The sequence below is a fragment of the Streptomyces achromogenes genome, from assembly GCF_030816715.1.
Taxonomy (GTDB): domain Bacteria; phylum Actinomycetota; class Actinomycetes; order Streptomycetales; family Streptomycetaceae; genus Streptomyces; species Streptomyces achromogenes_A.
Genome location: NZ_JAUSYH010000001.1, coordinates 380918 through 405110 on the forward strand (window position 1 = coordinate 380918; position 24193 = coordinate 405110).

Here is a 24193-nt window from a genome sequence, read left to right on the forward strand (position 1 = left end):
CCGGCCGTCGTGCCCCGCACGGAGGCAGGGCGGCGAGCTCCGGCCGGAGGCGGCCGCCGCCCGAGCGGGCACGGGGTACTTGCCCACCGGACGGTCACCCGTCAGAATGGTGACGTGAATCTTGATCACGTCTTCGTGTGCGGACATCCTGTCCTCGACTTCGCGGCCACCCTGAGGGCCCGGCGCTCGACCCGTTTCGAGATGTTCGCGACGCCGGAGCGGCTCAATGCCTGGTACCTGGAATCAGGGCTCGTCGACGTGATCCCCCCGGCGGACGAGGACGACGTCCGCGAGGCGATCGTCCTGCGCGAGGCCGTGTACCGGCTGGTCACCAACCGTCGCCTCCGCGAAAACTTCGACCGGGGGTCACTGGCCGTTGTCAACGCCGTCGCACGTACGACCCCCGCGACACCCCAGCTCACCCTGGCGGGGCGGCACACCGACGCCACCCCCGGGCAGGCGCTGGCCACCGTGGCCCGGCTGGCCGTGGAACTGCTCAGCGGCCCCGACGTCCCGCTGATGAAGGAGTGCGGCAACCCCGAGTGCACCCGCGTCTACATCGATCGCTCGCGCGGCATGCGCCGGCAGTGGTGCGGCATGGATTCCTGCGGCAACAAGATCAAGGCGGCCGCCTACCGTGCGCGCAGGAAATCCACGCCCGCGGCGACCACGCACTGACTCCGCGACCGGGTGCCGTCCTCCACGATCGGGACGGCCGTCTCCACGGGCTCACCATGTGCGGACTGCCGCGTGCGGACCGCCACAGCCCGCACGCGGACCGGCAGAATTCTCGGAACCCGCGCCTGTCTCGTCGCGCGCCCGGCGATGAGTCGACCGGTGCGAAATCGGCCGGTTCGACGCCGGCGCGAAACGGGTGACGGGTTCGGCAATTCACCGGCAGGGCGAATCCGCGTCGCCGGATCGCACAGTCGTCGTCCGCCCCCCAGAACGGGTGGACGATGCAGTCGAGCGGAGGAACGGCGGGCGCCGACGCCCGGAGGACCAGGTTCCGGCGATGGCCCCTCCCCCGCGCCGCGGTCATCTCCACAACCCGGAGCCGGGGTCCGGCACATTGGTGTCGTGGGCACTGTGTGCCAGGTGGAGGTTCTTCCAAGGGGAGGGGAACGGTCGGCAGGCTCAAGGGTGTCGACCACTGCGGGTCGCCTCCGTCGAGCCCCTCCGGGAGAGACCAAAATGGACATCCGGCAACTCCGAACCTTTCACCGCGTGGCCGCGCTGGGGAGCTTCACCCGGGCCGCGGCCGAGCTGAACTACGCGCAGTCCTCGGTGACCGCACAGATCCAGAGCCTTGAAGTGTCCCTGGGGGGCGAGCTGTTCGAGCGGTTCGGGGGCAAGGTGAAGCTGACCCCGGCGGGGACGCGGCTGCTGCCCTACGCGGGACAGATGCTGGCCCTGGCGGACGAGGCACGGGGCGCCGCGTCCCCGGACGCGCAGCCCGAGGGCGTGCTGACCATCGGCACCATGGAGAGCATCACCTCCTACCGGATGCCGCCGGTGCTGGAGTACTTCCACCACCGCTACCCCCGGCTGCAGATCGCGCTGCGACCGAGCCTGTGCGCGGAGACGCTGCACTCGCTGCGTCAGGGGCTGTTCGACGCGGGCTTCCTGATGGAGGCCGAGACGCAGCACTCCGGGGTGCACAGCGAGGTTCTCGGCGTGGAGCCGCTGGTCGTGGTGGCGTCGCCGGGGCATCGCCTCGCCGGGGCGACGAAGGTGGAGACCGACGATCTGCGGCAGGAGTCGGTGCTGGCCCCGGAGGCGGGGTGCGCCTACCGGGAGTTGCTGGAGGCGGAGCTCAACGACGGCACGGGCGAGCCGGTGCCGTTCCTGGAGTTCGGCAACATCGAAGCCATCAAGCGCGGTGTCGGCGCCGGTCTCGGGATCAGTCTGCTGCCACGGATGACGGTCGGTCAGGAGCTGTCGGCCGGGACGCTGGTGCCGCTGGCGTGGGAGCCGCCCTTCGAGCTGTTCACCCAGCTGGCGTGGCGCAAGGGGGCGCAGCTGTCGCGGGAGCGCCGGGTGTTCGTGGAGCAGGTCATCGAATTCCTGAGCCGGGAGTACCAGGAGTCCTGACGGCATCCGCGAGAAACGGTGACGTGCCGGGATTTCATGAGCGGTCTGCATGCTGCGTATGAACGTATCGGCTTTATCGATCGATGAAGTCGATAATGGTCATCTACAGAGCCGAATGGGATTTCTGGACTTCCTTCTCGGGCGGCATGAAGAATGTTGTGCAGTCCCAGTAATACGGCAAGGAGAGTTCTTATGTCCGCACAGGTCATGCTCCCGGCTAAACGGTTTGTCGTGTCGAGCGTTTCGTCCGATGCCCACATGTGGAATCTGGTTTTCCTCCAGCTGCTGTTGGAGGAGCAGGGTGCGCAGGTCACCAATCTCGGCGCCTGCGTGCCCGACGACCTCATCATCGAGGAGTGCCGAAGGTCGCGGCCGGACGCGCTCGTCATCAGCACGGTCAACGGGCACGGTCACCTCGACGGCCTCCGCCTCATCCGCCGTATCCGCAGTGAGCCGGAGCTGGCGGACCTGCGGGTGGTGATCGGGGGGAAGCTCGGGGTACGGGGCGCGGAGAACATCGTGTTCGCCGAGGAGTTGGCGCTCAACGGCTTCGACGCGGTGTTCGAGGCGGACGGCGGGATCGACGCCTTCCAGGACTTCCTGGGGTCGCTCGACAGCGCCGAGCGCCCCGCTCTGGAGCCGGCGGGGGCGGCCGCATGAGCAGCCTCGCGAGGATCCCCGAGCGGTACGCGCCCGCGCGGGGACGCTTCTCGCGCCACGTCCGGGGGGCGCATGCCCGAGGCCGGCTGGTGGTGCAGCCCCGCATGGGGTTCGCGGACCTGGCCACCATGCGCGAAGGGCTGCTGGGCGTGCGGGGAGCCCACGCCACGGCCATCGGCACGATCACGCTGGACAGCTACACCCGTGTCAACGACCACGACTCCGCCCGCCAGGCGCTGCGCACCGGGGCCGAGCTGAACGGGTTCCCGTTGGTCGCCCACGGACCCGAGGCCACCCGGGAGTTACTGGGTTCGGTGTCGGGGCCGGACTTCCCGGTGCAGGTGCGTCACGGTTCGGCGTTGCCGTACCCGCTGTTCCGGGCGATGGTGGAGGCCGGCGTGGACGCCACCGAGGGCGGGCCGGTGTCGTACTGCCTGCCGTACAGCCGGGCGCCGATCAGTGAGGCGGTCAAGGCTTGGGCGCGGTGCTGCGAACTGATCGCGGCGCAGCCCGATCCGATGCATCTGGAGAGCTTCGGCGGCTGCATGCTGGGGCAGTTGTGCCCGCCGAGCCTGCTGGTGGCGCTCAGTGTGCTGGAGGCGTTGTTCTTCCGGGAGCACGGACTGAGCGACATCTCGTTGAGTTACGCGCAGCAGACACATCCGGGGCAGGACATGGAGGCGATCGCCGCGCTGCGTCGGCTGGCCGGGGAGCGGCTGGCGCGGGCCGACTGGCATGTCGTGCTCTACACGTTCATGGGGGTTTTCCCCCGCACGTCGGTCGGGTCGTACCGGATCCTCGAGGAGAGTGTGCGGCTCGCCGTGCGCACCGGCAGCGAGCGGCTGATCGTGAAGACGCCGGCGGAGGCGCACCGCATCCCGACGATCACCGAGAACGTGGACGCGCTGGAGTTCGCGGCGTCCATCGCGCGGGACGAGGCGGAGCGTGCGCCGGAGACCGTGGCGACCGACACGGGCATCTACGAGGAGGCGCGGTTGCTCGTGGACAGCACATTGGAGATGGCGCCCACGGTCGGCGAGGCGTTGGTGCGCGCTTTCGGCCGCGGTCATCTGGACGTGCCGTACTGCCTCCACCAGGACAACGCCAACAAGTCCCGGGCCTACGTCGATCCGGCGGGCATGCTGCAGTGGGCGGAGCCGGGGCGGATGCCGCTGCGGGTGGCACGCGGCGCCTCCAGGCGGCCGGTCAGTGCGAGGGGCCTGCTGACGATGCTCGGGTTCAACGAGCGGCGTTTCGACCGTGAGCAGATGACGCAGGGGCATCTGCGGCAGTTGCAGTACGCGGCTCCCGCCGGGCGAAGGCGCGTGTCGTGATGCCGAGCGCCGGTGAACCCGCCCGGATCGGCCTGCCCTCACCGCCCCTGCGCCGTGTCCGCCGTCCGCGGATCCGCGCTTTCGGCCGTCTCGCCCTAGGTGTCCGTTCTCGTCCGAGGAGCGTCCTGTGACCATCACTCCCACTCTTGACGCGGTGCGGGAACGCGGTGCCCTGCGCGCCGTGGTGAGCCGCGGAATCCGCGGGTTGTCCCTGTGCGGTGACGACAACCGCTGGTGCGGACTGGACACCGACGTCGCCCGGGCCGTGGCCGCCGCTGCGGTGGGCGACGGTGAGGCGGTCGAGTGGGTTCCGTCCGACCCCGCGGACCGGTTGACGCGGCTCGTCGGGGGCGAAGCGGAACTGACCGTCGCCAACGTGAGCTGGACGCTGGGCCGCGAGGCGTCCCTGCCCGTGCTGTTCACCGGCGTCACCTGCTACGACGGTGAGGGGTTCCTCGTGCCCGCCGACAGTGGCGTGACCCGGCCCGAGCAGCTGGCGGGGCGGCGGGTGGCCGTGCAGGCGGGTACGACCAGCGCGGCCAACCTGGCGGCCTGGTACGGCGGTCGGGGTCTCGCCGTCGAGCCGGTCGCCCATGCCACGCCGGCCGAGACGCTCGCGGCGTACGCGGCGGGTGAGTGCGCCGCGTACGTCCTGGACCGGGTCGCGCTGGCCGGGGAGCGGGCGGCGCTCGACGACCCGGCGGCGCACCGGATCCTCGACGAGGCGATCTCCCGCGAGCCGATGGCGGCCGCCGTGCGCGACGGTGATCCGGCCTGGTTCCGGCTGTGCCGATGGGTGCAGCTGCTGCTGGTCTCCGCCGAGCAGCACGTCGTCGAGGTGGGCGAGCGGGACAAGGCGCTGGCCCAGGTCGCCGAGACGGCGGGCGCCCATGGGCCGGCCGTCGGCCTCGACCACGACTGGGCGGCCCGTGTGCTGGCCGCCGTCGGCACCTACGCGGAGGTGTACGACCGCAACCTCGGGCCGGCCACGGGTCTGGACGTGCCGCGAGGGCTCAACGAACTGTTCACGCGAGGCGGTCTGCAGTACGCCGTCCCCCTCCACTGACCCCCACTCCCCCCTCCTCCTTGGAAAGGCGTCCCACCATGAGTACTGACACCCGGCCGGCGAACCCGGAGACGAAGGGAGCGATCGAGCTGACCCTCGCCATGGTGCTCTCCGGCACCCTCGGCGTCTTCGTCATCGAGTCCGGCGCGTCGCCCTTCAACGTGGTCTTCTTCCGCTGCCTGTTCGGCACGGCCACGCTCGGCCTCTACTGCCTGGCGCGCGGCTTCTTCAAGAACCACGGCTTCACCCCGAAGAAGCTGGGCCTGGCCGCCCTGGGCGGTGTCTTCATCGTCTTCAACTGGGCGTTCCTCTTCGAGTCCTACGAGGACACCTCCATCTCGGTGGCGACCGTCGTCTACCACACGCAGCCGTTCTACGTGATGCTGCTCGGCGCCGTGCTGTTCCGGGACAAGCTGACGGCCGCGAAGTTCGGCTGGCTGGGTGTGGCGTTCGTCGGTCTGATCCTGGTGGCGGGGGTGTCCGCGGCCGACCTGACCGGCAGCGGGGACAGCGCCTACCTGGCGGGCCTCGGATACGCGCTGCTGGCCGCGGTGTTCTACGGGATCTCGACGGTCATCACCAAGCGGGTCACCGGGGTGCGGCCGCATCTGGTCGCGCTGGTGCAGCTGGTGCTGGGCATCTTCCTGCTGCTGCCGTTCACCCAGCTGGGCGAGATGAAGGGGCTCGGCGGCGACTGGGGCTGGCTGGTGGGCCTCGGAGTGATCCACACCTGCGTGATGTACGTCCTGATGTACTCCGCGTACCAGAAGCTGCCGACCCCGAAGATCGCCGTCCTGGCGTTCGTGTACCCGGCGGTCGCGATGCTCATGGACTGGGCGGTGTACGGGCACAGCGTGAGTCTGCTGCAGGCCCTGGGCATCCCGCTGATCGTGGCGGCGAGCCTGGGCATCAACCTCGGCTGGTCCTTCGCCGGCCGCCGGGCGCCCGTCGCACCCGTCGAGGAGCCCGCACCGGCCGCCGGTGCGGTGGCCGCGTCCAGGACCGAGATCAAGACCGGAGGCACTCGATGACCCTCGTGACCGACCCCACGGCTCCGCGCATCGCGATCGTCGGCGCCACCGGCGCCGTGGGCAACACCCTGATCGAACTGATCGAACAGCGGGGCCTGCGCTACCGCGACATCCGGTTGGTGGCGTCGGCGCGCTCGGCCGGCACGGAGCTGAGCGTGGACGGCGTGGCCTACCCGGTGCACGCGGTGGAGGAGTTCGACTTCGCCGGAGTCGACCTGGCCTTCTTCTCCGCCGGCACCGAGGCCAGTGAGCAGTGGGTGCCCAGGGCCACCGCGGCCGGCGCCGTCGTCATCGACAACACGATCGCCTTCCGCATGGACCCCGACACCCCGCTGGTGGTGCCGCAGGTCAACGCCCATCTGCTGGACGCCCGTCCGAGGTCCGGTGTGATCGCCAACCCGAACTGCTCGACGATCCCGCTGGTGCGCCTGCTGGACGGGGTCGAGCGGCGTTACGGCGTACGCCAGGCCGTGGTCAGCACCTACCAGGCGGCTTCGGGGCTCGGGCATCCCGGTGTCGAGGAACTGAGGGAGGCCAGCCGCGCGACGCTGGACCATCCCGAAGAGGTGTATCCCGGCAAGGAGTTCTCGCCGTCGCTCGCCTTCAACGTCATTCCCAAGATCGACCGGTTCCTGGACTCGGGCTTCACGCTGGAGGAGCAGAAGATGCTCCAGGAGTCCCGCAAGATCCTCGGCCTGCCTCATCTGGACGTGACCACCACGTGTGTGCGGGTGCCGGTCGTCAACGGCCATTCGGAGGCCGTGTGGATCGAGACGCAGGGTGTCGTGGACCGGGCCGAGCTGGTGGAGCTGCTCGCCGCGCTGCCCGAGGTGACGGTGCACGACCGCCGGTCGCCGCACGAGTTCCCCACTCCCGCCACGATCGACGACCCGTACCGGGTGCACGTCGGCCGGGTCCGGGTGAACCCGAACAACCCGCGGGCCTTCTGGCTGTGGCTGGTCGCCGACAACCTCACCATCGGCGCGGCGCTGAACGCCGTCCAGATCGCCGAGGAGCTCATAGCCCGGGGGACCCTGTGACGCGACCGCCGCTGGACCCCTCGCAGCGGCCGCCCGCGGTGGTGAAGTTCGGGGGGTCCAGTTTTCGGACCCTGGCGGCGTACGGGCAACTCGCCGAGGCGCTGTCCCGGCGGGTCGAGGAGGAGAACACCCGCCTGGTGGTCGTGGTGAGCGGCCGGCCCGGTGAGACCGAGCAGTTCCGGGACCGTCTGAGCAAGGTGAACCCGCATCCCGAGGACGAGACCGTCGCCGGCCTGCTGACCCTGGCCGACACGGTGGGCGCTCAGTTGCTGGCGACGGCTCTGCACCGGCAGGGCCGTAGCTCCACGGTGCTGGCGGGGCACCAGCTGGGGCTCACCACCGACTCCTCGTTCATGTGGGCCCGCCTGGAGCACACCGATCCTGAGCCGCTGCGCTCGGCCGTGCGTGCGCACGACGTGGTGGTGGTGCCGGGCGGCCAGGCCGCCGACAAGGAGGGCCGGCCGACCTGGCTGGGCAAGAACAGTTCGGATCTGTCGGCGGTGGCCGTCGCGGCGGCGGTCGGTTCACCGCGCTGCGAGATCCATTCGGACGTCGACGGCATCTACAGTTCCGACCCGCATCTGATCAGCGGATCGCGGCTGCTGAGCGAGGTCTCGTACAACACGGCGGCGCTGATGTCGTTGTACGGCGCGAAGGTGCTGCACCGCCGGGCGGTGCGGCTGGCGCAGCGCAACCGGATCGAGATCGTCTGCCGTTACAACAGGCCGCCGTTCCCCGCGGGTTCGGTCATCGGCAGCGCCGGATCCTCGGTGGCGGCGGTGGTGCTCAACCAGCGTTCGGCGGCTCTGCGTTACGAGACGGAGGAGCTGGCCGACCGCGCGTACACGGCCTTCCACGGCGCCAACATCGACGTGGTACGTCTGACGGCGGGGCCGCTGGTCGCGGTCACCGGGGGTTTCGTGGACCTGCCGGAGTTCCAGCGGCGCAACGGTCTGACGCCCGGCGAGTACGCCGGGGTGCCGGTGACCGCGGTGCGCGGCAGCCAGGTGGTGACCCAGCTGGCGGCCGACGAGGAGGACGCGCTGCATCTGACGCAGCGTCTGCACGACCACGTGAACCGTCCCGGCGCGGGCACCGATCCGAACGCGCCACTGCTCGAGCTGCAAGGAGTGTGAACCCCATGACCGCCACCACCGACCACGGTGTGCCCGCCCCGGCCGGCGCCGCCACACCGACCTTCAGTGAGATCGCCCTGCCCGACGCGGTACGGGACGCACTCGGCGAACAGCTGCGCGGCCTGCCCGATCCGAACGTCGACATCGACCGCTCGTCCGCCCGGCTGCTGCAGATCTTCGCGACGCTGCCGACCGAACTGCTGCAACAGGTCCTGGACTTCGGCCGGCACATCGACACACCGGGAGTCAGCCTCGTCAGCAACCTTCCGGTGGACCCGGTGATGCCGGACACGCCGTCCGACGGCGGACCCAGCGCCGAGAAGCGGTCGTTCGTCGCCGAGGGCGTACTGCTCGGGCTCAGTGGTCTGCTCGGGGAGCCGATGGGGGTGCTGACGGAGAAGGCGGGACAGCTGATCCACGACGTCATCCCCGTCGCCGGGGGCTCACGGACCCAGACGAACCAGGGTTCCGAGGTCTTCCTCAACTTCCACAGCGACATCATGCACGACGTGATCGGCCGTTACGACGTCGCCAACCCCGACTTCCTGGTGCTGTCCTGCCTGCGTGCCGACCACGAGGGCGTCGCCGGCACCTACTACGCCGACGCCCGTGACGTGTCGGCCGCGCTCCCGCCCGAGATCCTGGAGACACTGCGCAGTCCGCTGTTCCGGCTCAACGCCCCGGGCAGCTACGTCCGCGACGTCGCCGGCGGCCTGGACGTGCTGTCGGAGCCGGTGCCGCTGATCAGCGGTCACACCGACTATCCCGAGATCGCGATCTCCGCCAACGGGGTGCACCCGCTGACCAGCGGAGCCCGCGCGGCGATGGACACCCTGCAGACGGTGTGCGGCGAGGTCGCGCACAGTGTCAGGCTGCGCCCCGGGCAGGCCCTGCTCATCAACAACCGCAAGGGGGTGCACGCGCGATCCACGTTCGCCGCCCGCTACGACGGCAGGGACCGCTGGCTGCAGCGGACCTACGTGCGCCGCAGCCTGTGGAACGTGCGCTACCGGGTCACCGAGGACAACCGCCGGGTGCACTACTGACCGGCCGCCCGGTCCCGACCGCCCCGCGTCACCGCGGAGATCCGGTGGCGCGCCGGGCCTCTGGAGAGCCCCGTGTCACGCCGAGCGACCCTCGGCGGGGCACGGGGCTCTCGTCCGCCCGGACCCGCCGTCGGGCGGCGGGACACCTCCGCCCGGGGACCACCGGCGGCCGGGCAGGCCAGGGCGGGGCGGGCAGGCCGGGGCGGGCAGGCCGGGGCGGGGCGGTCCGGGGCGGCCAAGGCTCGCGGGGACGCCGGATGGCCCGGACCGGTCAGGCCCCTCGTGGCCAGCCGCGGACCGGTGCCTGCAGGGTCCACGCGCCCGATGATCGACGTGTCGGGCAGCGGCCCGCAGCGACGTGAGGGAGACCATGGGAAGGACACTGGCGCAGAAGACGTGGGACGCCCATGTCGTGCGGCACTCCGGTGACGGCGACGATCTGCTGTACATCGATCTGCAGCTGCTGCACGAGGTGAACACGCCCCAGGCGTTCGACCGGCTGCGCGCGGCGGGCCGTACCGTACGCCGCCCGGACCTGACCGTGGGCACCGAGGACCACAACACCCCGACGCTGGCGCTGGACCGGGTCATCAAGGATCGTGAGGGCCGCCGGCAGGCGGAGCTGATGCGCTCCAACTGTGCCGAGTTCGGGATTCCGCTGCACCGCTTCGGGGACCGGGACCAGGGCATCGTGCATGTCATCGCGCCCGAACTGGGTCTGGTGCGGCCGGGGATGACGGTGGTGTGCTGCGACTCGCACACCACCACGCTCGGCGCGTTCGGCGCCCTGGCGTTCGGCATCGGGTCGAGTCAGGTCGAGCATGTGCTGGCCACCCAGACGCTGCCGATGCGGCCGCTCCGGCAGATGTCCGTGACCGTGGACGGTGTCCTCCCGACGGGCGTGAGCGCCAAGGACCTGGTTCTCGCGCTGATCGCCGAGGTGGGCACGGCGGGCGGGCAGGGGCACGTCATCGAGTACCGCGGCGAGGCGGTGCGGGCGCTCTCGATGGAGGCGCGGATGACCTTGTGCAACATGTCGGTGGAGGCCGGGTCGCGTGCCGGGACGGTCGCGCCGGACGAGACGACCTTCGCCTACCTCGCCCGCTGCCCGGGGATGCCGCGCGGGGCCGAATGGGAGCGGGAGGTCGCGTACTGGCGTGCGCTGGCCGGTGACGCGGACGCCCGCTTCGACAAGGCCGTCACCCTGGACGCGCGCACCCTGAGTCCGTACGTGTCGTGGGGCACCAATCCCGCGCAGAGCGTGCCGCTGGACGGGCGGGTGCCCGCGCCCTGCGACTTCGCGCCGGGCACGCAGCGGGACGCGGCACGACGGGCGCTGGCCTACATGGATCTCGAGCCGGGGACGGCGCTGCGGGACGTCGCCGTGGACACCGTGTTCCTCGGGTCGTGCACCAACGGCCGTATCGAGGACCTGCGGGCCGCCGCGGACGTCCTGCGGGGCCGGAAGGTGGCGGACGGCCTGCACATGATGATCGTGCCCGGGTCGGCGCGGGTGCGGCGGCAGGCCGTCGAGGAGGGCCTGGACCGGGTGTTCGCCGAGGCGGGCGCCGACTTCCGGGCAGGCGCGGGCTGTTCGATGTGCGCGGCTCTCAACGAGGACCGGCTGCTGCCGGGGCAGCGCGCCGCCTCCACCAACAACCGCAACTTCGAGGGGCGGCAGGGCCGCGGGTCGCGCACCCACATCGTGTCGCCCGCGGTGGCCGCGGCCACCGCGGTCACCGGACGCCTGTCCTCCCCCACCGACCTGTGAATCTGTGAGACGAAAGGCCCGCGATGGAGAAGTTCACCGTGCACACCGGGACGGCCGTCCCACTGCGCCGCACCGACGTCGACACCGACCAGATCATCCCCGCCCGGTTCTGCGCGAGCACCCGCCGCACCGGGCACGCGGACGCGCTGTTCGCCGACTGGCGGGCCGGTTCCGGCTTCGTCCTGGACCGGCCCGAGCGGGCGGGCGCCAGCGTTCTGGTGGCCGGTCAGGACTTCGGCACGGGTTCGTCGCGCGAGTACGCCGTATGGGCCTTGCGGGACTTCGGGTTCCGGGCCGTTCTCGCCCCTCGCTTCGGTGACATCTTCCGTGGCAACGCGCTGATGAACGGCCTGCTCACGGTCGTCGTGCCGGCGGAGACGGTGGAGCGGCTGTGGGAGCTGACGGAGAACGATCCGCGCATCGGGGTCACCGTCGACCTGGAGCGCCGGGAGGTGCGGTGCGCCGGCCTCGTCCAGGCCTTCGACATCGACCCGGAAGTACGGCGCAGGCTGCTGGGCGGCCTGGACGCCATCGCCGACACCCTGCGGCACGAGGCGGACATCGCCCGCTACGAGGCCGGACGCCGGCCCGCGCTGCCGGTGACGCGCCCCGCGGTGACGGTGGCGTCGTGAAGCTCAACCAGTGCGCGGCGTTCGTCGCGATCGCCGACACCGGAACGTTCACCAACGCCGCGCGTGCGCTGGGCGTCAGTCAGTCCGCCGTCAGTCACGCCATCGCCGGCCTGGAGAGCGAGCTGGGGGTGACGCTGATGGTGCGGGACCGCTCCGGCGTGGAACTCACCGATGCCGGACGCCGTGCCCTGGAGCCCGCGCGGGGCGTGGTGGCGCAGGCGGACCGGGTGCGACGGGCGGTGCGCGGCACGGACGCCGAACCCGAGGGCACCTTGCGGATCGGCACCAGTCAGAGTTTCGCGGCACGGCTGCTTCCGGCGCTGATGTCGGAGCTGCACATGCGATATCCGCGCCTGCGGATCGAGTTGCGTGAGGGCGGCGACGCGCAGATCGCCCAGTGGCTGCGCACCCGCGGCATCGATCTCGGCATCGTGTCGCTGCCCAAGCGGGGCCTGGTCACTGCGCCGTTGCTGCAGGACGAGATGTTCGCGGTGCTGCCGGTGCACCATCCGCTGTCCCCCCGGCCGGAGTTGCGCATCGCCGAGCTGGCCGGGGAGCCGTTCCTGATGCCGGTGGGCGGGGTCGAGACGATGGTCCGCGCCGCGTTCCGCACGGCCGGTCTCGAGCCCGAGGTCACCCATCAGGTGCGGGACATCAACGCGCTGCTCGCGATGGTCTCCGCCGGGCTCGGCACGACCGTCATTCCCTGGCTGGCCCTGCCGCCCGCGCTGCCGGAGGTGCGGCTGGTGCCGCTGTCCCCGGCGGTGGTACGGCACCTGGGCATCGGTACGCGTCCGGGCGCCGAGGAGTCCCCGGTGGTGGGGGCGTTCGTGCACGCGGCGCGCACCCTGGCGCTGCGCAGCGACTGGAGGAGGCTTCCCGTTGCCGTGTAGCCGTGGTCCGCGCGGGCCGCAGGGCTCGGGGCCGCCGGGATCGGGACCGCGCAGTTCGCGGCCGCCGAGCGGGGGGTCAGGTCACGAGGCGGGTCGGCGCGTGCCGGACGCCGAGCACGGTGCAGCCGGTCTCCGTGCTGACCTGGTGGACGCTCCCGGGCCGCTCGACGACGAGGTCGCCGGTGCGGTAGCAGTCGCCGTTGTCGTTGAGGAGCTCCCCTTCCAGAACGAGGATCACCTCGTGGCCCAGGTGTTCGTGCAGGTCGCCGTGGGCCCCGGGAGCCATGCGGGTGATCATCGCGGCGCCCGGGTCGGGGCCGTCGGTCAGGTAGAGGCGGTGCACGTCGACGCCGGCGCGACCGGGTTCCTCCCAGCGCTCCCAGGGCAGGGCGTCCAGTCCGACGGGGTCGAAGACGTCGCGCAGGACGGTCACTTCGCGCTTCTGGGGCGAGGCGGCGGGGACGGCGGAACGGGTGACGACGGACATCGGGATGCTCTCTTTCCGGAGACGGGGGCGGGAGGTGGGGCGGGGGCGATGCGGCCGCGCGGGTCAGCCGGTTCGGGCCGGGAGCGGCGGCGCGGACGCGGACGCCGGAACAGTGACGTCCGAGGCGACCACGGCCGACGCGATGACGTCCACGGCGACGGCGTCCGCGTTCTGGACGAAGTCCGTCCAGAAGCCGGGCCTGCTGCTGCCGCCCTGCATGAACCAGCGGGTGTGCTCGGTCGGGATGCCGAGGACGTACAGACCGCGGTCGGGCCGGCCGGTGCGGTCCACGGGGTGGAAGGGCGGGCCGGTCACGGCGACTCCGCCGGTGTCGAAGCGGTCTCCGTCCGCGCCGTGGTTGACGTACGACGTCCAGATGCCCTTCTCGCGCAGGCCGCGGGTGAGGGGGTGGGGGTCGAGACGCATGTCGGGCGTGGGGACGCGGGCGTCGATGACGGTGTCCACGAGGATCTCCGAGCCGCTCACGTAGGGCGAGTGGACGCCGAAGCGTCCCGAGGGGTGCGGGCGGATGCGGGTGTCGGGGCCCACGACGCGCAGGACGCCGTCGCGCAGCAGGGCGTCGACCTGCCGCAGCCGCGCGCGTGGGGGCCCGGCGGCGAGGAAGGAGCTGCGGGGGACGTACCAGCCGAGGAACTCCTCGCGGTGCGAGACGGGGGTCAGGCCCGCGAAGTCGACGAGCGAACGGATCACGGCGCGGGAGTCGCGGATGACGTCCAGCGCGGCCTTGAGCGGGTCGTCGACGTTGCCGGCGTCGGCGTGCGCCAGGTCCTCGGCCAGTGCGTCGGTCAGGGCCCGGGTGAACTCCTCGGGTCCGGCGAAGTGCCGGCCGGCGAAGGGGCGGGCCTGGGCGTCCAGGTCGATGCGGGGCACGTCGGCGAGGCCGTGTCCGGCGGCGAGGGCGGGGACGTCGGGTACGCCGCTCTCGGCGGCGGCGACGACCTCCGCCTCGAACGCGGCGGCCTTCCCCGGTTCTCCGCGCGCGGTCAGCATCGTGGCGTAGTAGACGAGTTCGACCTCGGCGAGCAGCCAGGGCAGGGCGTCGTCGGCGAAGGAGAGCCTGCCGTGCCGGCCGCGGGCCAGGACCCGCTCGGTGGTGAACAGCACGTGGCGGTGGCGGTGGTCGTGGTGTTTCTGGTTGCGTCCGCGGGCGGGCAGCGGCATCCCGCTGCGGGAGCCGGCCACGATGACGGGTTCGCTGCCGCTGGGCCGGTAGACGAGCCGGTCCCCGTCCTCGTCGTAGTGTCCGCCGCGGCCCTCGGTGAGCGCGGCCATCACGTCGTAGAAGGACAGGCCGAGGCCGAGGACGCCGACCGTCGACCCGGCGGGTATCTCGTCCAGAGGCATGTCGGCGGCGCTGTCCCCCGCGATGTGGCGCAGCCCGGGGTGGCCGGCGGCGTGGGCGGCGAGGAGCCGCTGGTTGCCGGTGAGTTCGGGGCGGGTGTGTCCGGTGGTGAGCACGACGCGGTCGGCGGTGAGACGGGTGCCGCCGCGGAGGGTGAGCCGGTATCCGCCGCCGGAGCGCTCCAGCGCGTCCACGCAATCATGGACCGGACTCAGCCGGACTCTTTCCGGGAGATGCTTTTCGATCGTGTCGAGAAGAAACCTCATATAGCGTCCGTGGAGGGCGCGCGGTGCGTAACTGTTGGGCCCCGGGTATTCCGGGTCGACGGAACTCCACCACTGGGCGAGCGACGGGCCGGCGCCGGGTCTGGCGGGGCCGCCGTCGGGTGGGCCGGAGAATGCCGAGACCTCGTCGGCGACGGTGTTCATCAGGAACCATCGCGGCTGGTCTTCGCGCCAGATGCGGCCGGTGCCGACCCGGTGGGAGTCGATGAGGAAGATCTCCACGGCCTCGTGGACCGGCCCTTCGGCGAGGCGCGCCGCGATGCGTTCGAGCACGGACACCCCGCGCGGACCGCTGCCGACGATAGCCACCTTCATGTGCACCCCTTCCGGGAATCGAATTTCCGTCCTCTCGTATTTCGAAGGTAGGAGTTCCGACTTCCGGGTTCAACACTGATTCATTGATGCATTGCATGAGCTTTTCTCATGCAATGCGCGAGCGAAAAGGGAGAGAGAAGCGAATGGACTGGGCTGGAACACCGCGGCGGGCCCCGGGCGGGCGACCCGCGCTGCTCGTGCTGGACCTCATCAACGAGATCGTCCACCCGGACGGCAAGTACGCGGCCGACGGTTACGGCACGCAGGCGCGTGAGCGGCGTGTCCTGGCCACGGCCGCCGACGCGATCCGGCGGGCCCGCGCCGCGGACATACCGGTGATCTACGTCGTCGTGGGCTTCTCCCCCGGTTATCCGGAGTGGCCGGCCGGTTCCGCGGTCTTCGAGAAGGCGAGGGACGACGGCCGTCTCGCCCTGGGGTCCTGGGCGACGCAGGTGCACGACGCACTCGCGCCACGGCCCGGGGAACCGGTGGTCGTCAAGCACCGCGTCAGCCCGTTCCACGGCACGAACCTGGAGGTGCTGCTGCGTACGGCGGGCATCGACACGCTGCTGCTCACCGGCGTCTCCACGGAACTGGTGGTGCTCAGCACCGCTCAGGCCGCCCACGACCGGGACTACCGCGTGCGGGTGCTCGAGGACGCGACGCTGGCGGGCGACGCCGAGATCCACGAAGCCGCGCTGAAGATCCTGTCCCGGATCTCGACGGTCACCACGGTCGCCGAGGCGCTGCCGGCCCCGGGGCCGGTCTGCGCCACCGAGCCGCAGGGCGTCCGGTCGTGAGCGCGCGCGCCGCGGCCCGTTTCCACGCCGTGGAGGAATCGGCGACGTACGCGGTCTTCGACATGGTGGCGCGGATGCGCGCGCGGGGCACGGAGGTGGTGGATCTGGGCGGCGGGGAGCCGGACTTCGACACCGCCGGACATGTCGTGGACGAGGCGGTGGGCGCCCTGCGCGAGGGTTTCACGCACTACACGCCGAGCCGTGGGCTGCCCGCGCTGCTGCGGGCGGTCTCCGCGAAGCTCGCGGCGGACAACGGTGTCACCGCGGCCGCGGCCACCGACATCGTCGTCACGCCGTCGGCGAAGCACGCCCTGTTCGCCGCGCTGGTGACGGTGCTCGACCCCGGTGACGAGCTGCTCGTGCCGACGCCGAGCTGGGTCAGCTACACGGAGATGGCGCGGTTGATCGGCGCGCGGCCCGTGCAGGTAGCCCTCGACGGCGCGGACGGCTTCCGGATCACGGCGGAACTGCTGGAGCGGCACGTCTCCGGGCGGACGAAGGCGCTGCTGGTCAACTCGCCGAACAATCCCACGGGCCGGTCGCTGACCGCCGGGGAGGCGGCCGTGATCGCCCGGTTCGCGCAGGAGCACGACATCCTGCTGATCTCGGACGAGATCTACGAGAAGATCCTCTACGGCGGCCGCCGTCACCTCAGCCTCGCCGCGCAGCCGGGCTGCGCCGAACGCACCATCACGGTGAACGGGTTCTCGAAGGGCTACGCCATGACCGGCTGGCGCCTGGGCTACGCGGCCGGGCCCACCGATCTAATGGCGCAGTTGGTGAAGGTGCAGCAGCACACGGTGGGCTGCACGGCGTCCTTCGTGCAGCGGGGCGGGATCGCCGCGCTGACCGGCTCGCAGGAGCCGGTCGAGTGGATGACCGCGCAGTACACGGCCCGCCGGGATCTCCTCGTGCGCGGGCTGAACTCGCTGCCCGGGGTGTCCTGTTCGCCGCCCGACGGGGCGTTCTACGCCTTCGCCGACATACGTGGCACCGGGTTCGCGGACTCGGCGACGTTCGCGCGGTGGCTGCTGCGGGAGACCGCGGTGGCGGTGATGCCGGGTTCCGCGTTCGGGCCGGGCGGTGAGGGCTTCGTCCGGCTGTCGTTCGCCACGTCGCCCGAGGTACTGCGGGCGGCGCTGGAGCGCATGGCGCGGGCGCTGGCCGGCCGGGGCTGACACCCGGCGCGCGGACCGCGGGTCACGTGGTGCGTCCGGCGGCACGGCGCCGGACGCCCACGGCCAGCACGGCGCCGACGGCGAAGGCGGCCGCCGCGATGCCCGCCGACAGACGCAGCCCGGAGGTGAAGTCTCCCGCAGCCGCCGCGAGGGTACCGAACAGGGCCACCCCCACCGCGCTGCCGACCTGCCGGGCGACGTTGAAGACGGCGGAGGCGATGCCCGCGCCGGAGGCGGGCGCGGTCTCGATGATGGCGGCGGTGGCGGCGAGGGCGGTCATGGTCTGGCCCAGCCCGGTGGCGACCAGGGCGAACAGCAGGACGGGGTACGGGGTGTCGGGCCGGGCGGTCAGCCAGCCGAGGAAGCCCACGGCGCCCAGGGCCAGCCCGCCGGCCATCGGGACGTACGGGCCGGTGCGGGCGGCCAGGCGGCTGAAGAACGGGGCCGCGACGAGGCCCATGCACACCGACGGCAGCAGGGCGAGGCCGGTGTCGAGGACGGTGAAGCCGCGCTCCTGCTGGAAGTAGAGGGTGGTCAGGAAGAGCATGCCGTAGTAGCCGAGGCTGATCAGCAGGCCGATCGCGGCGGTCGCGGTGAACGCGCCCGAGCGGAACAGGGACGGCGGCAGCAGTGGCGCCCGCCGGCCTTGTCCGGCCCGTTCGCGTGCTTCCAGGGCGCGTTCGACCAGCGCGAAGGCGGTCAGGCAGGCCGCGCCCGTGCCGAACGCCGCCAGGACCAGCGGGGAGGTCCAGCCGTGGGATCCGGCCTCGTTGAGGCCGCCGGCCAGGGCGACGAGACCGACGATGCCCAGCATCTGGCCTGCCGGGTCCATGCGGCGGGCCGGCTTCTTGCGGGCAGTGGCCGGGATATGACGGACGGTCAGGACGACGGCGAGCGCGGCGACCGGCAGGTTCAGCCAGAACACCGAGCGCCACTCGAGCCCGGAGACGAGGAGGCCGCCCACCGCCGGTCCGGCGCCGAAGGCGATCGAGGCGACGGCGCCCCACACGGCGATCGCCCGGGCCCGCACCGCGCGGTCGGAGTAGGTGGCCTGGAGCAGTGCGAGCGAGGCGGGCACGAGCAGGGCGGCGCCGGCGCCCTGGGCGAGCCGTCCGGCGATCAGGGCGCCGGAGGTGCCGGCGAGGCCGCAGACCAGGGAGGCCGCGGTGAAGACGCCGAGTCCGGTGAGGAACATGCGCCGGTGGCCGAGCCGGTCGGCGAGCCCGCCGCCCAGGAGCAGCAGCCCGGCGAAGACGGTGCTGTAGCCGTCGACGATCCACTGCAGGGCGGAGGCCCCGGTGTCGAGGGCGGTGCGGATCTCGGGGACGGCGACGTTGACGACGGTGACGTCCAGCATCACGAGGAAGTAGCCGAGGCTGAGGGCGATCAGCGGGGGCAGGGTGACCGCGGGCCGGACGGCCGGGGCGGGCGCCGCGGCCGCGGCGCGGGGCGCTGTGGCGGTCCGCCCGCCTTCGGGGGTGAGGTCGGTGGTGGTCATGCCACGAGCATCGACGCCGGACACTTCGTCACGGGGCGAAGTGTCGTTGTCGTACGGTGGAGCCATGCCGAACCGCAGCAGCGCCACGAGGGCGTCCGCCCGCGACGCGGGCGCCTCATCGCACCCCGGCCGCGCATCCGGCGAACAGGCCGGTGCGCCGCTCAAGCACCAGACCGACATCGCCCGCGCCGCGGCCCTGATCGCCGATCCGTCGCGCGCCCGCATCCTGAAGTGCCTGGCCGACGGCCGCGCCCTGCCGGCGAGCGCCCTGGCCGGCGAGGCGGGGGTGGGCGCCGCCACGGCCAGCGCGCACCTCGCCAAGCTCGTCGAGGGCGAGTTCGTCACCGTCGAGGCGCGGGGCCGGCACCGCTACTACCGTCTGTTCGGGCCGGACGTGAGCGCCGCGCTGGAGGCGCTCGCGCTGATCGCCCCGCCGCTGGCCATCACCTCCCTCAAGCAGAGCAGCCGCACCAACGCCCTGCACCGCTCACGGACCTGCTACGACCATCTGGCCGGGCGGCTCGGCGTCGCCCTGATGCAGTCGCTGCTCGACCATGGGGTGCTCACCGGCCACGACGGCATCCACCGGCCCGCCGAGGCGGTACGGGACCGGCCCTCGTCGTACGGCCGCGACATCGTCTACGAACTCTCCGCCGAAGGACCGTCGGTCCTCGCTGAACTGGGCGTCGACACGGACCGGTTGCCGCCGCGCCGCCCGGCGATCCGCTACTGCGTCGACTGGAGCGAGCACCAGCACCACCTCGCGGGCGGGCTCGGCGCGACCCTCAAGGCGGCTCTCTTCGAACGCGGTTGGGTGCGGTGGGGCGCCGCGCCGCGCGTGGTGCACCTGACGGACGAGGGCTCGGCCGGCCTGGAGCGGACCCTGGGGCTCGTGTTCGCTTGAGGGGGCCCCGCCTCCACTTCGGTGGAGGCGCGACAGGACAGGGGCGGACGCGGTGGAGGGGGCCTCCTCCGACGGCCGATGTGCGACGGCGATGCGGCGGCGAGGCTCGGGGCATGGAACCCATCCACGAACTGTCCGGGCCGGAACGCGAGCAACTGACCGCGGTGCTGCGCTCCGTGGCCAAGAACCCCTACGAGGACTACGAGGACTTCTCACGCGCCGTCGGTGACGTGATCGCGCGCGGCGAGGTGCCCGCCTTCTTCGCCGACGTCTGCGCACGCGTCCGCCGCGACCGGGCGACGGGCGTCTCCGACGCGCACGTGCTGCGCAACTGCCCGCTGGACGATGACATTCCGCTGCTCGACCTGGACGATCCGGTCGCGGACAAGCACGCGCGCAAGAAGACGTTCGTCGGCGAGGCGTTCCTGGAGCTGTTCGCCCAGCTGGTGAGGACTCCCCTGCTGTCCTACGCGACCCGTTTCAACGGGGACTTCTTCACGGACGTCGTCGCCATCAACCGCTACAGCGGGATGCAGACGGGGTTCAGCGACAGCGAGCTGGTCTACCACAACGACCGCACGGCCCATCCCGTGCGGGCCGACTTCATCTCGCTGCTCGGCATGCACTGCCCCGAGGGCGAGTTCATCTACACCGGGTTCGTCGACGGGCGTGACCTGCTCGCGCATCTGACGGACGAGGAGCAACGGCAGCTCAGGACGGCGCAGTTCGTCACACCGTTCGACGTGTTCTCGCGGGACAACAACAAGGAGCTGACCGTCTCCGAGGTCCATCCGATCCTGGAGAACCACCACAGTTTCCGCTACCTCGACACGTGCACGGCGGCCGCGCCGGACGCTCCCGAGTCCGCCAAGGACGCGCTGCTGGCTCTGAAGGACGCCCTGGTGCGCGCGGACAAGACCCGTCATCGCATCCGCACCGGAGACCTGTTCGTCTTCGCCAACCAGGACGGTCTGCACAGCCGCGACAGGATGGAGATCAACGACGCGGCGCGGGCGCGGCAGCGCTGGCTGCTCAAGACGTACGCCTTCCGTGACGAGGCGGCCGCCGAGCGCCACGCGGACCGCTGGCTGGACGGGGTGCGCGGACGCGTGGGCGACTGACGTGCCGGGCGCGCCGGTCCCCGGCGCGCGCCGTCACGACCAGGGTGGGCGGTCCTCGTCGAGCGCCTGGCGCATCAGCAGGACCGCCTCCAGGCGGTTGCGGACGGACAGCTTGGCCAGCGCGTGCGACACATGGCTCTTGACGGTCGCCGGGGTGACCTCGAGCCGGCCGGCCGCCTCGCGGGTGGACAGGCCCGCCGCGAGCACCGTGAGCACCTCGCGCTCGCGTTCGGTCAGGGAGCGCAGCCGCAGGCCGGCCGAGCGGTCGCCGCGCGGGCGCGCGGGCGCGGGTGTGGCCGTGCGACGCGCGGGCGGGCACAGGCCCACCAGCTCGGGCGACACCACGACGTAGCCGGCGGCCGCCGCCCGTACGGCGGCGGCGAGTCGGCCGATCTCCGGGTCCTTGACCAGTACTCCCGCGCAGCCCGCGGCCAGCGCGTCCCCGACGGTCCGCGCCGTCCACCGCGTGTCGAGGAGCAGCACGCGCACCCCCTTGTGCACCAGGCCGGGGACGAGCGAGGCCGGCCTGGGCCGGAAGGCGTCGGCGAGCACGACGACGTCGACGCCGTCCAGGGGCCAGCGGTGCAGGGGCCGGCCGCTGTCGGCGGTGTCCAGCACCGTGATCCGGTCGGCTCCGTCCAGGGCCGTCGCCAGGACGTGCCGGGACACCGGATCGGCGTCGGCGAGCAGGACGCTGACGTCGCAGGCCTCCGGCTCGTACAGCAGGACCCGGCCGTTCTCGGTGCTTCGCGAGGTCATCTCCACGCGCTGTCTCCTTTCCCGCTGCGCAGCGTGCGCCGCGGACGAGCGGACCGGGGCCGGCGTGCGGCCGGCCCCGGTCCGGGCGTCGCTCAGGCGGCGGCGGGCTGCCGTGTCGTCAGTTCACGGGCCAGACGGTCCTTGACCACGGAGATGTCCTCGCAGTCGCCGCCGGTGCGCTCGGCGATGTGGGTCCGGTAGAGCCCCGCCAGGTCGTCCTCGCTCACGGCGATCCCCAGCTCGTCGAGGATGTGCCGGAGCACGGCCCGGCCCGAGTGCCGTCCGATCAGCAGGGAGCGTTCACGGCCGAAGCGGGCGGGCTCCACGTATTCGTACGTCGCCGGGTTGCGCAGCATGCCCTGCTGGTGGATGCCGGCCGCCGTGCCGAAGGCGTAGGTGCCGAAGATCGCCTTGTTGCGGGGCTCCTCCAGTCCGATCACCGCACGCAGCGCGGTGTAGGCCTCGTACATCGCGGCCACGTCGATGTCGGTGTGCAGACCGAGCAGAGCGCCCTTGTAGGTCAGCAGGGCGGCCACCTCCTCGAGCGGGGTGTTGCCCGCGCGTTCACCGATGCCGCCGAGGGTGACCTGCACCTCGTCGGCGCCGGCCGCCAAGCCCGCGACCGCGTTGGCGAGGGAGAGCCCGAAGTCGTCGTGGCAGTGGGTGGCGACGCGGACGCCGTCCGGCAGCCAGGAGCGGAACTCGGTGATCAACGCCCCGTACTCCTGGGGGAGGTGACATCCGGAGGTGTCGGCGACGGCGAAGCACACGGCCCCCGCCTCGACGGCGCCCAGGGTGATGGCGCGCAGCAGGTCGCGTTCGCCGCGGCTCGCGTCCTCGATGCCGACGGACACCTCCTCGACTCCGAGGGCGTAGGCGTGGGCGACGGTGTCGGCGACCTCCTGGACGGCCTGGTCACGGCTGATGCCCCGTTTGTGGGCGAGGTGCAGATCGCTGCCGGTGGCCATGACCTGCACCTGGTGGCGTGCCGTGCCGCCCGCCTCGACGGCCGTGTCCACGTCGGACCGTACGGCCCGGCAGAACGTGGTGAACCGCGCGGAGGTCAGGTTCCGGGAAATGAGCCGGGTGGCCTGGAACTCGCTGGGCGAGGAGGCCGGGAACCCCGATTCGATGTAATCCGCGCCGAGCGCTTCTATACGCAGCGCCATATCGAGTTTCTGACGTGGTGTCATCGTGTTTCCGGGCGCTTGCTCGCCGTCCCGGAGAGTGGTGTCGAAAACAGACACCCGGCGTGATTCCTTGTGCACTGACATCGTGTCCTCTTTCTCGCCCGATACTGCTGGAGCAGTTCAACACCGGTGAGGCTAGGCGGAGTCGGTGCAATGCGAGGGCCGCTGGCGCTGGCCTTCGGGGGCCATGACCCCTATGCGTCGGGCACCCCTCGGACAATCACCGGAAACGGTGACCCGTGGCCGGTTCGGGCCACGTCAGCTCTGGGTCAGCTCGACCGCTTGCCGGGGAGTGGAGGTGAAATGCGAAAGTTTTGACGAAGGCGCTGCGAAGCGTCCGGACTTCCCTGATGAAAGGTCATCCCTGTGCGTGATTCCATGGCCGAACCGACTGCCGTCGTCATCCGCCGGCTCAGCGACGACGATCTGATCTGGGGTTGAGGAGCGGCCCGCGGGCAAGGGCCTATCCCCACAGCGCAGGGGAGGGCGGGAGCAGCATCCCGCCCTCCCCTTGCAGTGTCGGCGCACCGGCTCCGGAGGCGTCCAGCCACCGCGGCAGGGTGACGTGGTCGGCGCCCGGCGCAGCGTGCAGCAGGGGCGCACAGGACAGGGAGGTCGCCGGGGGTGAGTCGAGCAGCACGGCAAGGCCCCGCTGGCCGGCCTGTTCCATGAGGCCCAGGGCCGCCGTCAGGCCGCCCAAGGCGTCGAGTGAGAGGTTGACGCCGTCGTAGCGCTCCCCGAGGCGCGCCAGGTCGGTGCTCTGCTCGTGGGTCAGGTCGGCGATGATCGGGAAGGGGCGGGGCAGCGCCGTGAGCGCCGCGGACCGGGCCTGCGGCAGCGGCTGTTCGAGCATGCGCACGCCGTGGGCGTGGAGGATCGGCAGCATCACCCGCAGCCGGTCTGCGTCCCAGGCCCCTCGGGCGTCGACCATCAGCCAGGCGTCGGGCCGCAGTCGGCGTACGGCGCTCAGCCGCGCGAGGTCGTCGGCGAGGCCGCCCGCACCGAGCTCGAGCTTGAGGGAGGCGAAGTCCGCACCGTCCCGCAGCTCCCGCTCCAGCAGTTCGGTCGCCACCGGGGAGACCGTGCGGACGGCGGGCACCGGTCGTGGCGGCGGCATGCCCAGCAGCTCCCACGCGCGTTGTCCGCTGCGCTTGGCGAGCAGGTCCCACAGCGCGGAGTCGAGGGCGCTGCGCAGGGGGCCCGGCGACAGCAGCCCGGGCAGTTGGAGAGGGCTGATCATCCGTTCCAGGCCGTCCCTCGCGGAGGCGAACTGGTCGCGCAGGACGTCCGGTCCGTGTGGGTCGTGGGAAGGCCGAAGCGCCGCCTCGCCCTGTCCGGTGCGGCCCGCGTTGCGCACGGTCACCCGCAGTACGGCCCACCCGCTCGCGCCCGGCACGGCGCCCGCGGCGGACAGACTGGCGGGCAGGACGGCACACCGGACCTGCATCGGGGTGCCCGTGAGGGACCGGAGGAGTGCGGGGTCGAACACGAGGGCTCCTGACTCGCGGACGTGCAGCCGGAACCCCATCGTGTGAGCGGCGGAGACGGGCCGCCAGAGCGCGGGCGCGGCACCCTGCGGCGTGGCCGGTAG

At 72.0% G+C, this 24193-nt stretch carries 22 protein-coding genes; 16 read left to right on the plus strand and 6 right to left on the minus strand.

The features are described 5' to 3' along the window. Nucleotides 1-114: 114 nt before the first annotated feature. From QF032_RS01605 to QF032_RS01660, 12 genes are all read left to right on the plus strand, one after another. On the plus strand, nucleotides 115-678 hold the full coding sequence (locus tag QF032_RS01605; protein ID WP_307039315.1) for a CGNR zinc finger domain-containing protein: 564 nt from the start codon (nucleotides 115-117) through the stop codon (nucleotides 676-678). Nucleotides 679-1194: 516 nt separating this feature from the next. After that, complete coding sequence (locus QF032_RS01610) at nucleotides 1195-2094, plus strand: LysR family transcriptional regulator (RefSeq protein WP_307039317.1); 900 nt, start codon at nucleotides 1195-1197, stop codon at nucleotides 2092-2094. A gap of 207 nt (nucleotides 2095-2301) precedes the next feature. Continuing rightward, nucleotides 2302-2754, plus strand: coding sequence for a cobalamin B12-binding domain-containing protein (locus tag QF032_RS01615; protein ID WP_307049859.1), 453 nt, complete (start codon nucleotides 2302-2304; stop codon nucleotides 2752-2754). Next, a complete protein-coding gene (locus QF032_RS01620; RefSeq protein ID WP_307054545.1) occupies nucleotides 2751-4088 on the plus strand; it encodes a methylaspartate mutase in 1338 nt (445 codons plus the stop codon). The genes QF032_RS01615 and QF032_RS01620 overlap by 4 nt, the downstream gene beginning before the upstream one ends. A gap of 127 nt (nucleotides 4089-4215) precedes the next feature. Further along, on the plus strand, nucleotides 4216-5154 hold the full coding sequence (locus QF032_RS01625) for a transporter substrate-binding domain-containing protein (RefSeq protein WP_307054547.1): 939 nt from the start codon (nucleotides 4216-4218) through the stop codon (nucleotides 5152-5154). 38 nt (nucleotides 5155-5192) lie between these two features. Beyond that, nucleotides 5193-6185 carry a DMT family transporter gene (locus QF032_RS01630; protein WP_306955543.1) on the plus strand — a complete coding sequence of 331 codons (993 nt, stop codon included), beginning with the start codon at nucleotides 5193-5195 and terminating at the stop codon, nucleotides 6183-6185. Then, nucleotides 6182-7225: an aspartate-semialdehyde dehydrogenase gene (locus tag QF032_RS01635; protein ID WP_307054549.1), complete on the plus strand. Its 1044-nt coding sequence runs from the start codon at nucleotides 6182-6184 to the stop codon at nucleotides 7223-7225. The genes QF032_RS01630 and QF032_RS01635 overlap by 4 nt, the downstream gene beginning before the upstream one ends. After that, nucleotides 7222-8361: an amino acid kinase family protein gene (locus QF032_RS01640; protein ID WP_307054551.1), complete on the plus strand. Its 1140-nt coding sequence runs from the start codon at nucleotides 7222-7224 to the stop codon at nucleotides 8359-8361. Before QF032_RS01635 ends, QF032_RS01640 begins: the two co-directional genes overlap by 4 nt. Nucleotides 8362-8366: 5 nt before the next feature. Further along, nucleotides 8367-9407: a TauD/TfdA family dioxygenase gene (locus QF032_RS01645; RefSeq protein ID WP_307054552.1), complete on the plus strand. Its 1041-nt coding sequence runs from the start codon at nucleotides 8367-8369 to the stop codon at nucleotides 9405-9407. Nucleotides 9408-9777: 370 nt separating this feature from the next. Next, nucleotides 9778-11178, plus strand: a complete 1401-nt coding sequence (gene leuC / locus QF032_RS01650) for a 3-isopropylmalate dehydratase large subunit (protein WP_307054554.1) — start codon at nucleotides 9778-9780, stop codon at nucleotides 11176-11178. A 23-nt stretch (nucleotides 11179-11201) separates the two neighbouring features. Beyond that, nucleotides 11202-11810 (plus strand): 3-isopropylmalate dehydratase small subunit, encoded by a 609-nt coding sequence (gene leuD / locus QF032_RS01655; RefSeq protein ID WP_307039331.1) that lies wholly within the window; start codon nucleotides 11202-11204, stop codon nucleotides 11808-11810. Next, a complete protein-coding gene (locus QF032_RS01660) occupies nucleotides 11807-12703 on the plus strand; it encodes a LysR family transcriptional regulator (RefSeq protein ID WP_307054556.1) in 897 nt (298 codons plus the stop codon). Before leuD ends, QF032_RS01660 begins: the two co-directional genes overlap by 4 nt. Nucleotides 12704-12779: 76 nt before the next feature. Here the strand turns inward: QF032_RS01660 and QF032_RS01665 are convergent, their stop codons facing one another. Both QF032_RS01665 and QF032_RS01670 read right to left on the minus strand, forming a co-directional pair. After that, the gene (locus QF032_RS01665; RefSeq protein WP_306955534.1) at nucleotides 12780-13190 is read right to left on the minus strand and encodes a cupin domain-containing protein; all 411 of its coding nucleotides are present in this window, start codon (nucleotides 13188-13190) and stop codon (nucleotides 12780-12782) included. A 63-nt stretch (nucleotides 13191-13253) separates the two neighbouring features. After that, nucleotides 13254-15152 carry an FAD/NAD(P)-binding protein gene (locus QF032_RS01670; protein WP_307054557.1) on the minus strand — a complete coding sequence of 633 codons (1899 nt, stop codon included), beginning with the start codon at nucleotides 15150-15152 and terminating at the stop codon, nucleotides 13254-13256. 143 nt (nucleotides 15153-15295) lie between these two features. Between QF032_RS01670 and QF032_RS01675 the strand changes: the two genes are divergently transcribed. After that, nucleotides 15296-15952: a cysteine hydrolase family protein gene (locus tag QF032_RS01675; RefSeq protein WP_307039335.1), complete on the plus strand. Its 657-nt coding sequence runs from the start codon at nucleotides 15296-15298 to the stop codon at nucleotides 15950-15952. Next, the gene (locus tag QF032_RS01680; RefSeq protein ID WP_307054559.1) at nucleotides 15949-17130 is read left to right on the plus strand and encodes a pyridoxal phosphate-dependent aminotransferase; all 1182 of its coding nucleotides are present in this window, start codon (nucleotides 15949-15951) and stop codon (nucleotides 17128-17130) included. Before QF032_RS01675 ends, QF032_RS01680 begins: the two co-directional genes overlap by 4 nt. A 22-nt stretch (nucleotides 17131-17152) precedes the next feature. Here the strand turns inward: QF032_RS01680 and QF032_RS01685 are convergent, their stop codons facing one another. Further along, nucleotides 17153-18628 carry an MFS transporter gene (locus QF032_RS01685; RefSeq protein WP_307054560.1) on the minus strand — a complete coding sequence of 492 codons (1476 nt, stop codon included), beginning with the start codon at nucleotides 18626-18628 and terminating at the stop codon, nucleotides 17153-17155. Between the two features lie 64 nt (nucleotides 18629-18692). On the opposite strand from QF032_RS01685, the gene QF032_RS01690 reads away from it, so the two are divergent. Together QF032_RS01690 and QF032_RS01695 are read left to right on the plus strand one after the other, a co-directional pair. Next, entirely contained in the window at nucleotides 18693-19532 is an 840-nt protein-coding gene (locus QF032_RS01690; RefSeq protein WP_307039341.1) for an ArsR/SmtB family transcription factor, read from the plus strand. 113 nt (nucleotides 19533-19645) lie between these two features. Then, nucleotides 19646-20653: a TauD/TfdA family dioxygenase gene (locus QF032_RS01695; RefSeq protein WP_307039344.1), complete on the plus strand. Its 1008-nt coding sequence runs from the start codon at nucleotides 19646-19648 to the stop codon at nucleotides 20651-20653. A gap of 33 nt (nucleotides 20654-20686) precedes the next feature. On the opposite strand, the gene QF032_RS01700 is transcribed toward QF032_RS01695, so the two are convergent. The 3 genes from QF032_RS01700 to QF032_RS01710 all read right to left on the minus strand — a co-directional run bounded on the left by QF032_RS01700 (nucleotide 20687) and on the right by QF032_RS01710 (nucleotide 24091). Then, nucleotides 20687-21412: a response regulator transcription factor gene (locus QF032_RS01700; RefSeq protein ID WP_307054562.1), complete on the minus strand. Its 726-nt coding sequence runs from the start codon at nucleotides 21410-21412 to the stop codon at nucleotides 20687-20689. 92 nt (nucleotides 21413-21504) lie between these two features. Next, entirely contained in the window at nucleotides 21505-22686 is a 1182-nt protein-coding gene (locus QF032_RS01705) for a LeuA family protein (RefSeq protein ID WP_306955517.1), read from the minus strand. A 379-nt stretch (nucleotides 22687-23065) separates the two neighbouring features. Continuing rightward, nucleotides 23066-24091: an enolase C-terminal domain-like protein gene (locus QF032_RS01710; protein ID WP_307039348.1), complete on the minus strand. Its 1026-nt coding sequence runs from the start codon at nucleotides 24089-24091 to the stop codon at nucleotides 23066-23068. Nucleotides 24092-24193 lie beyond the last annotated feature (102 nt).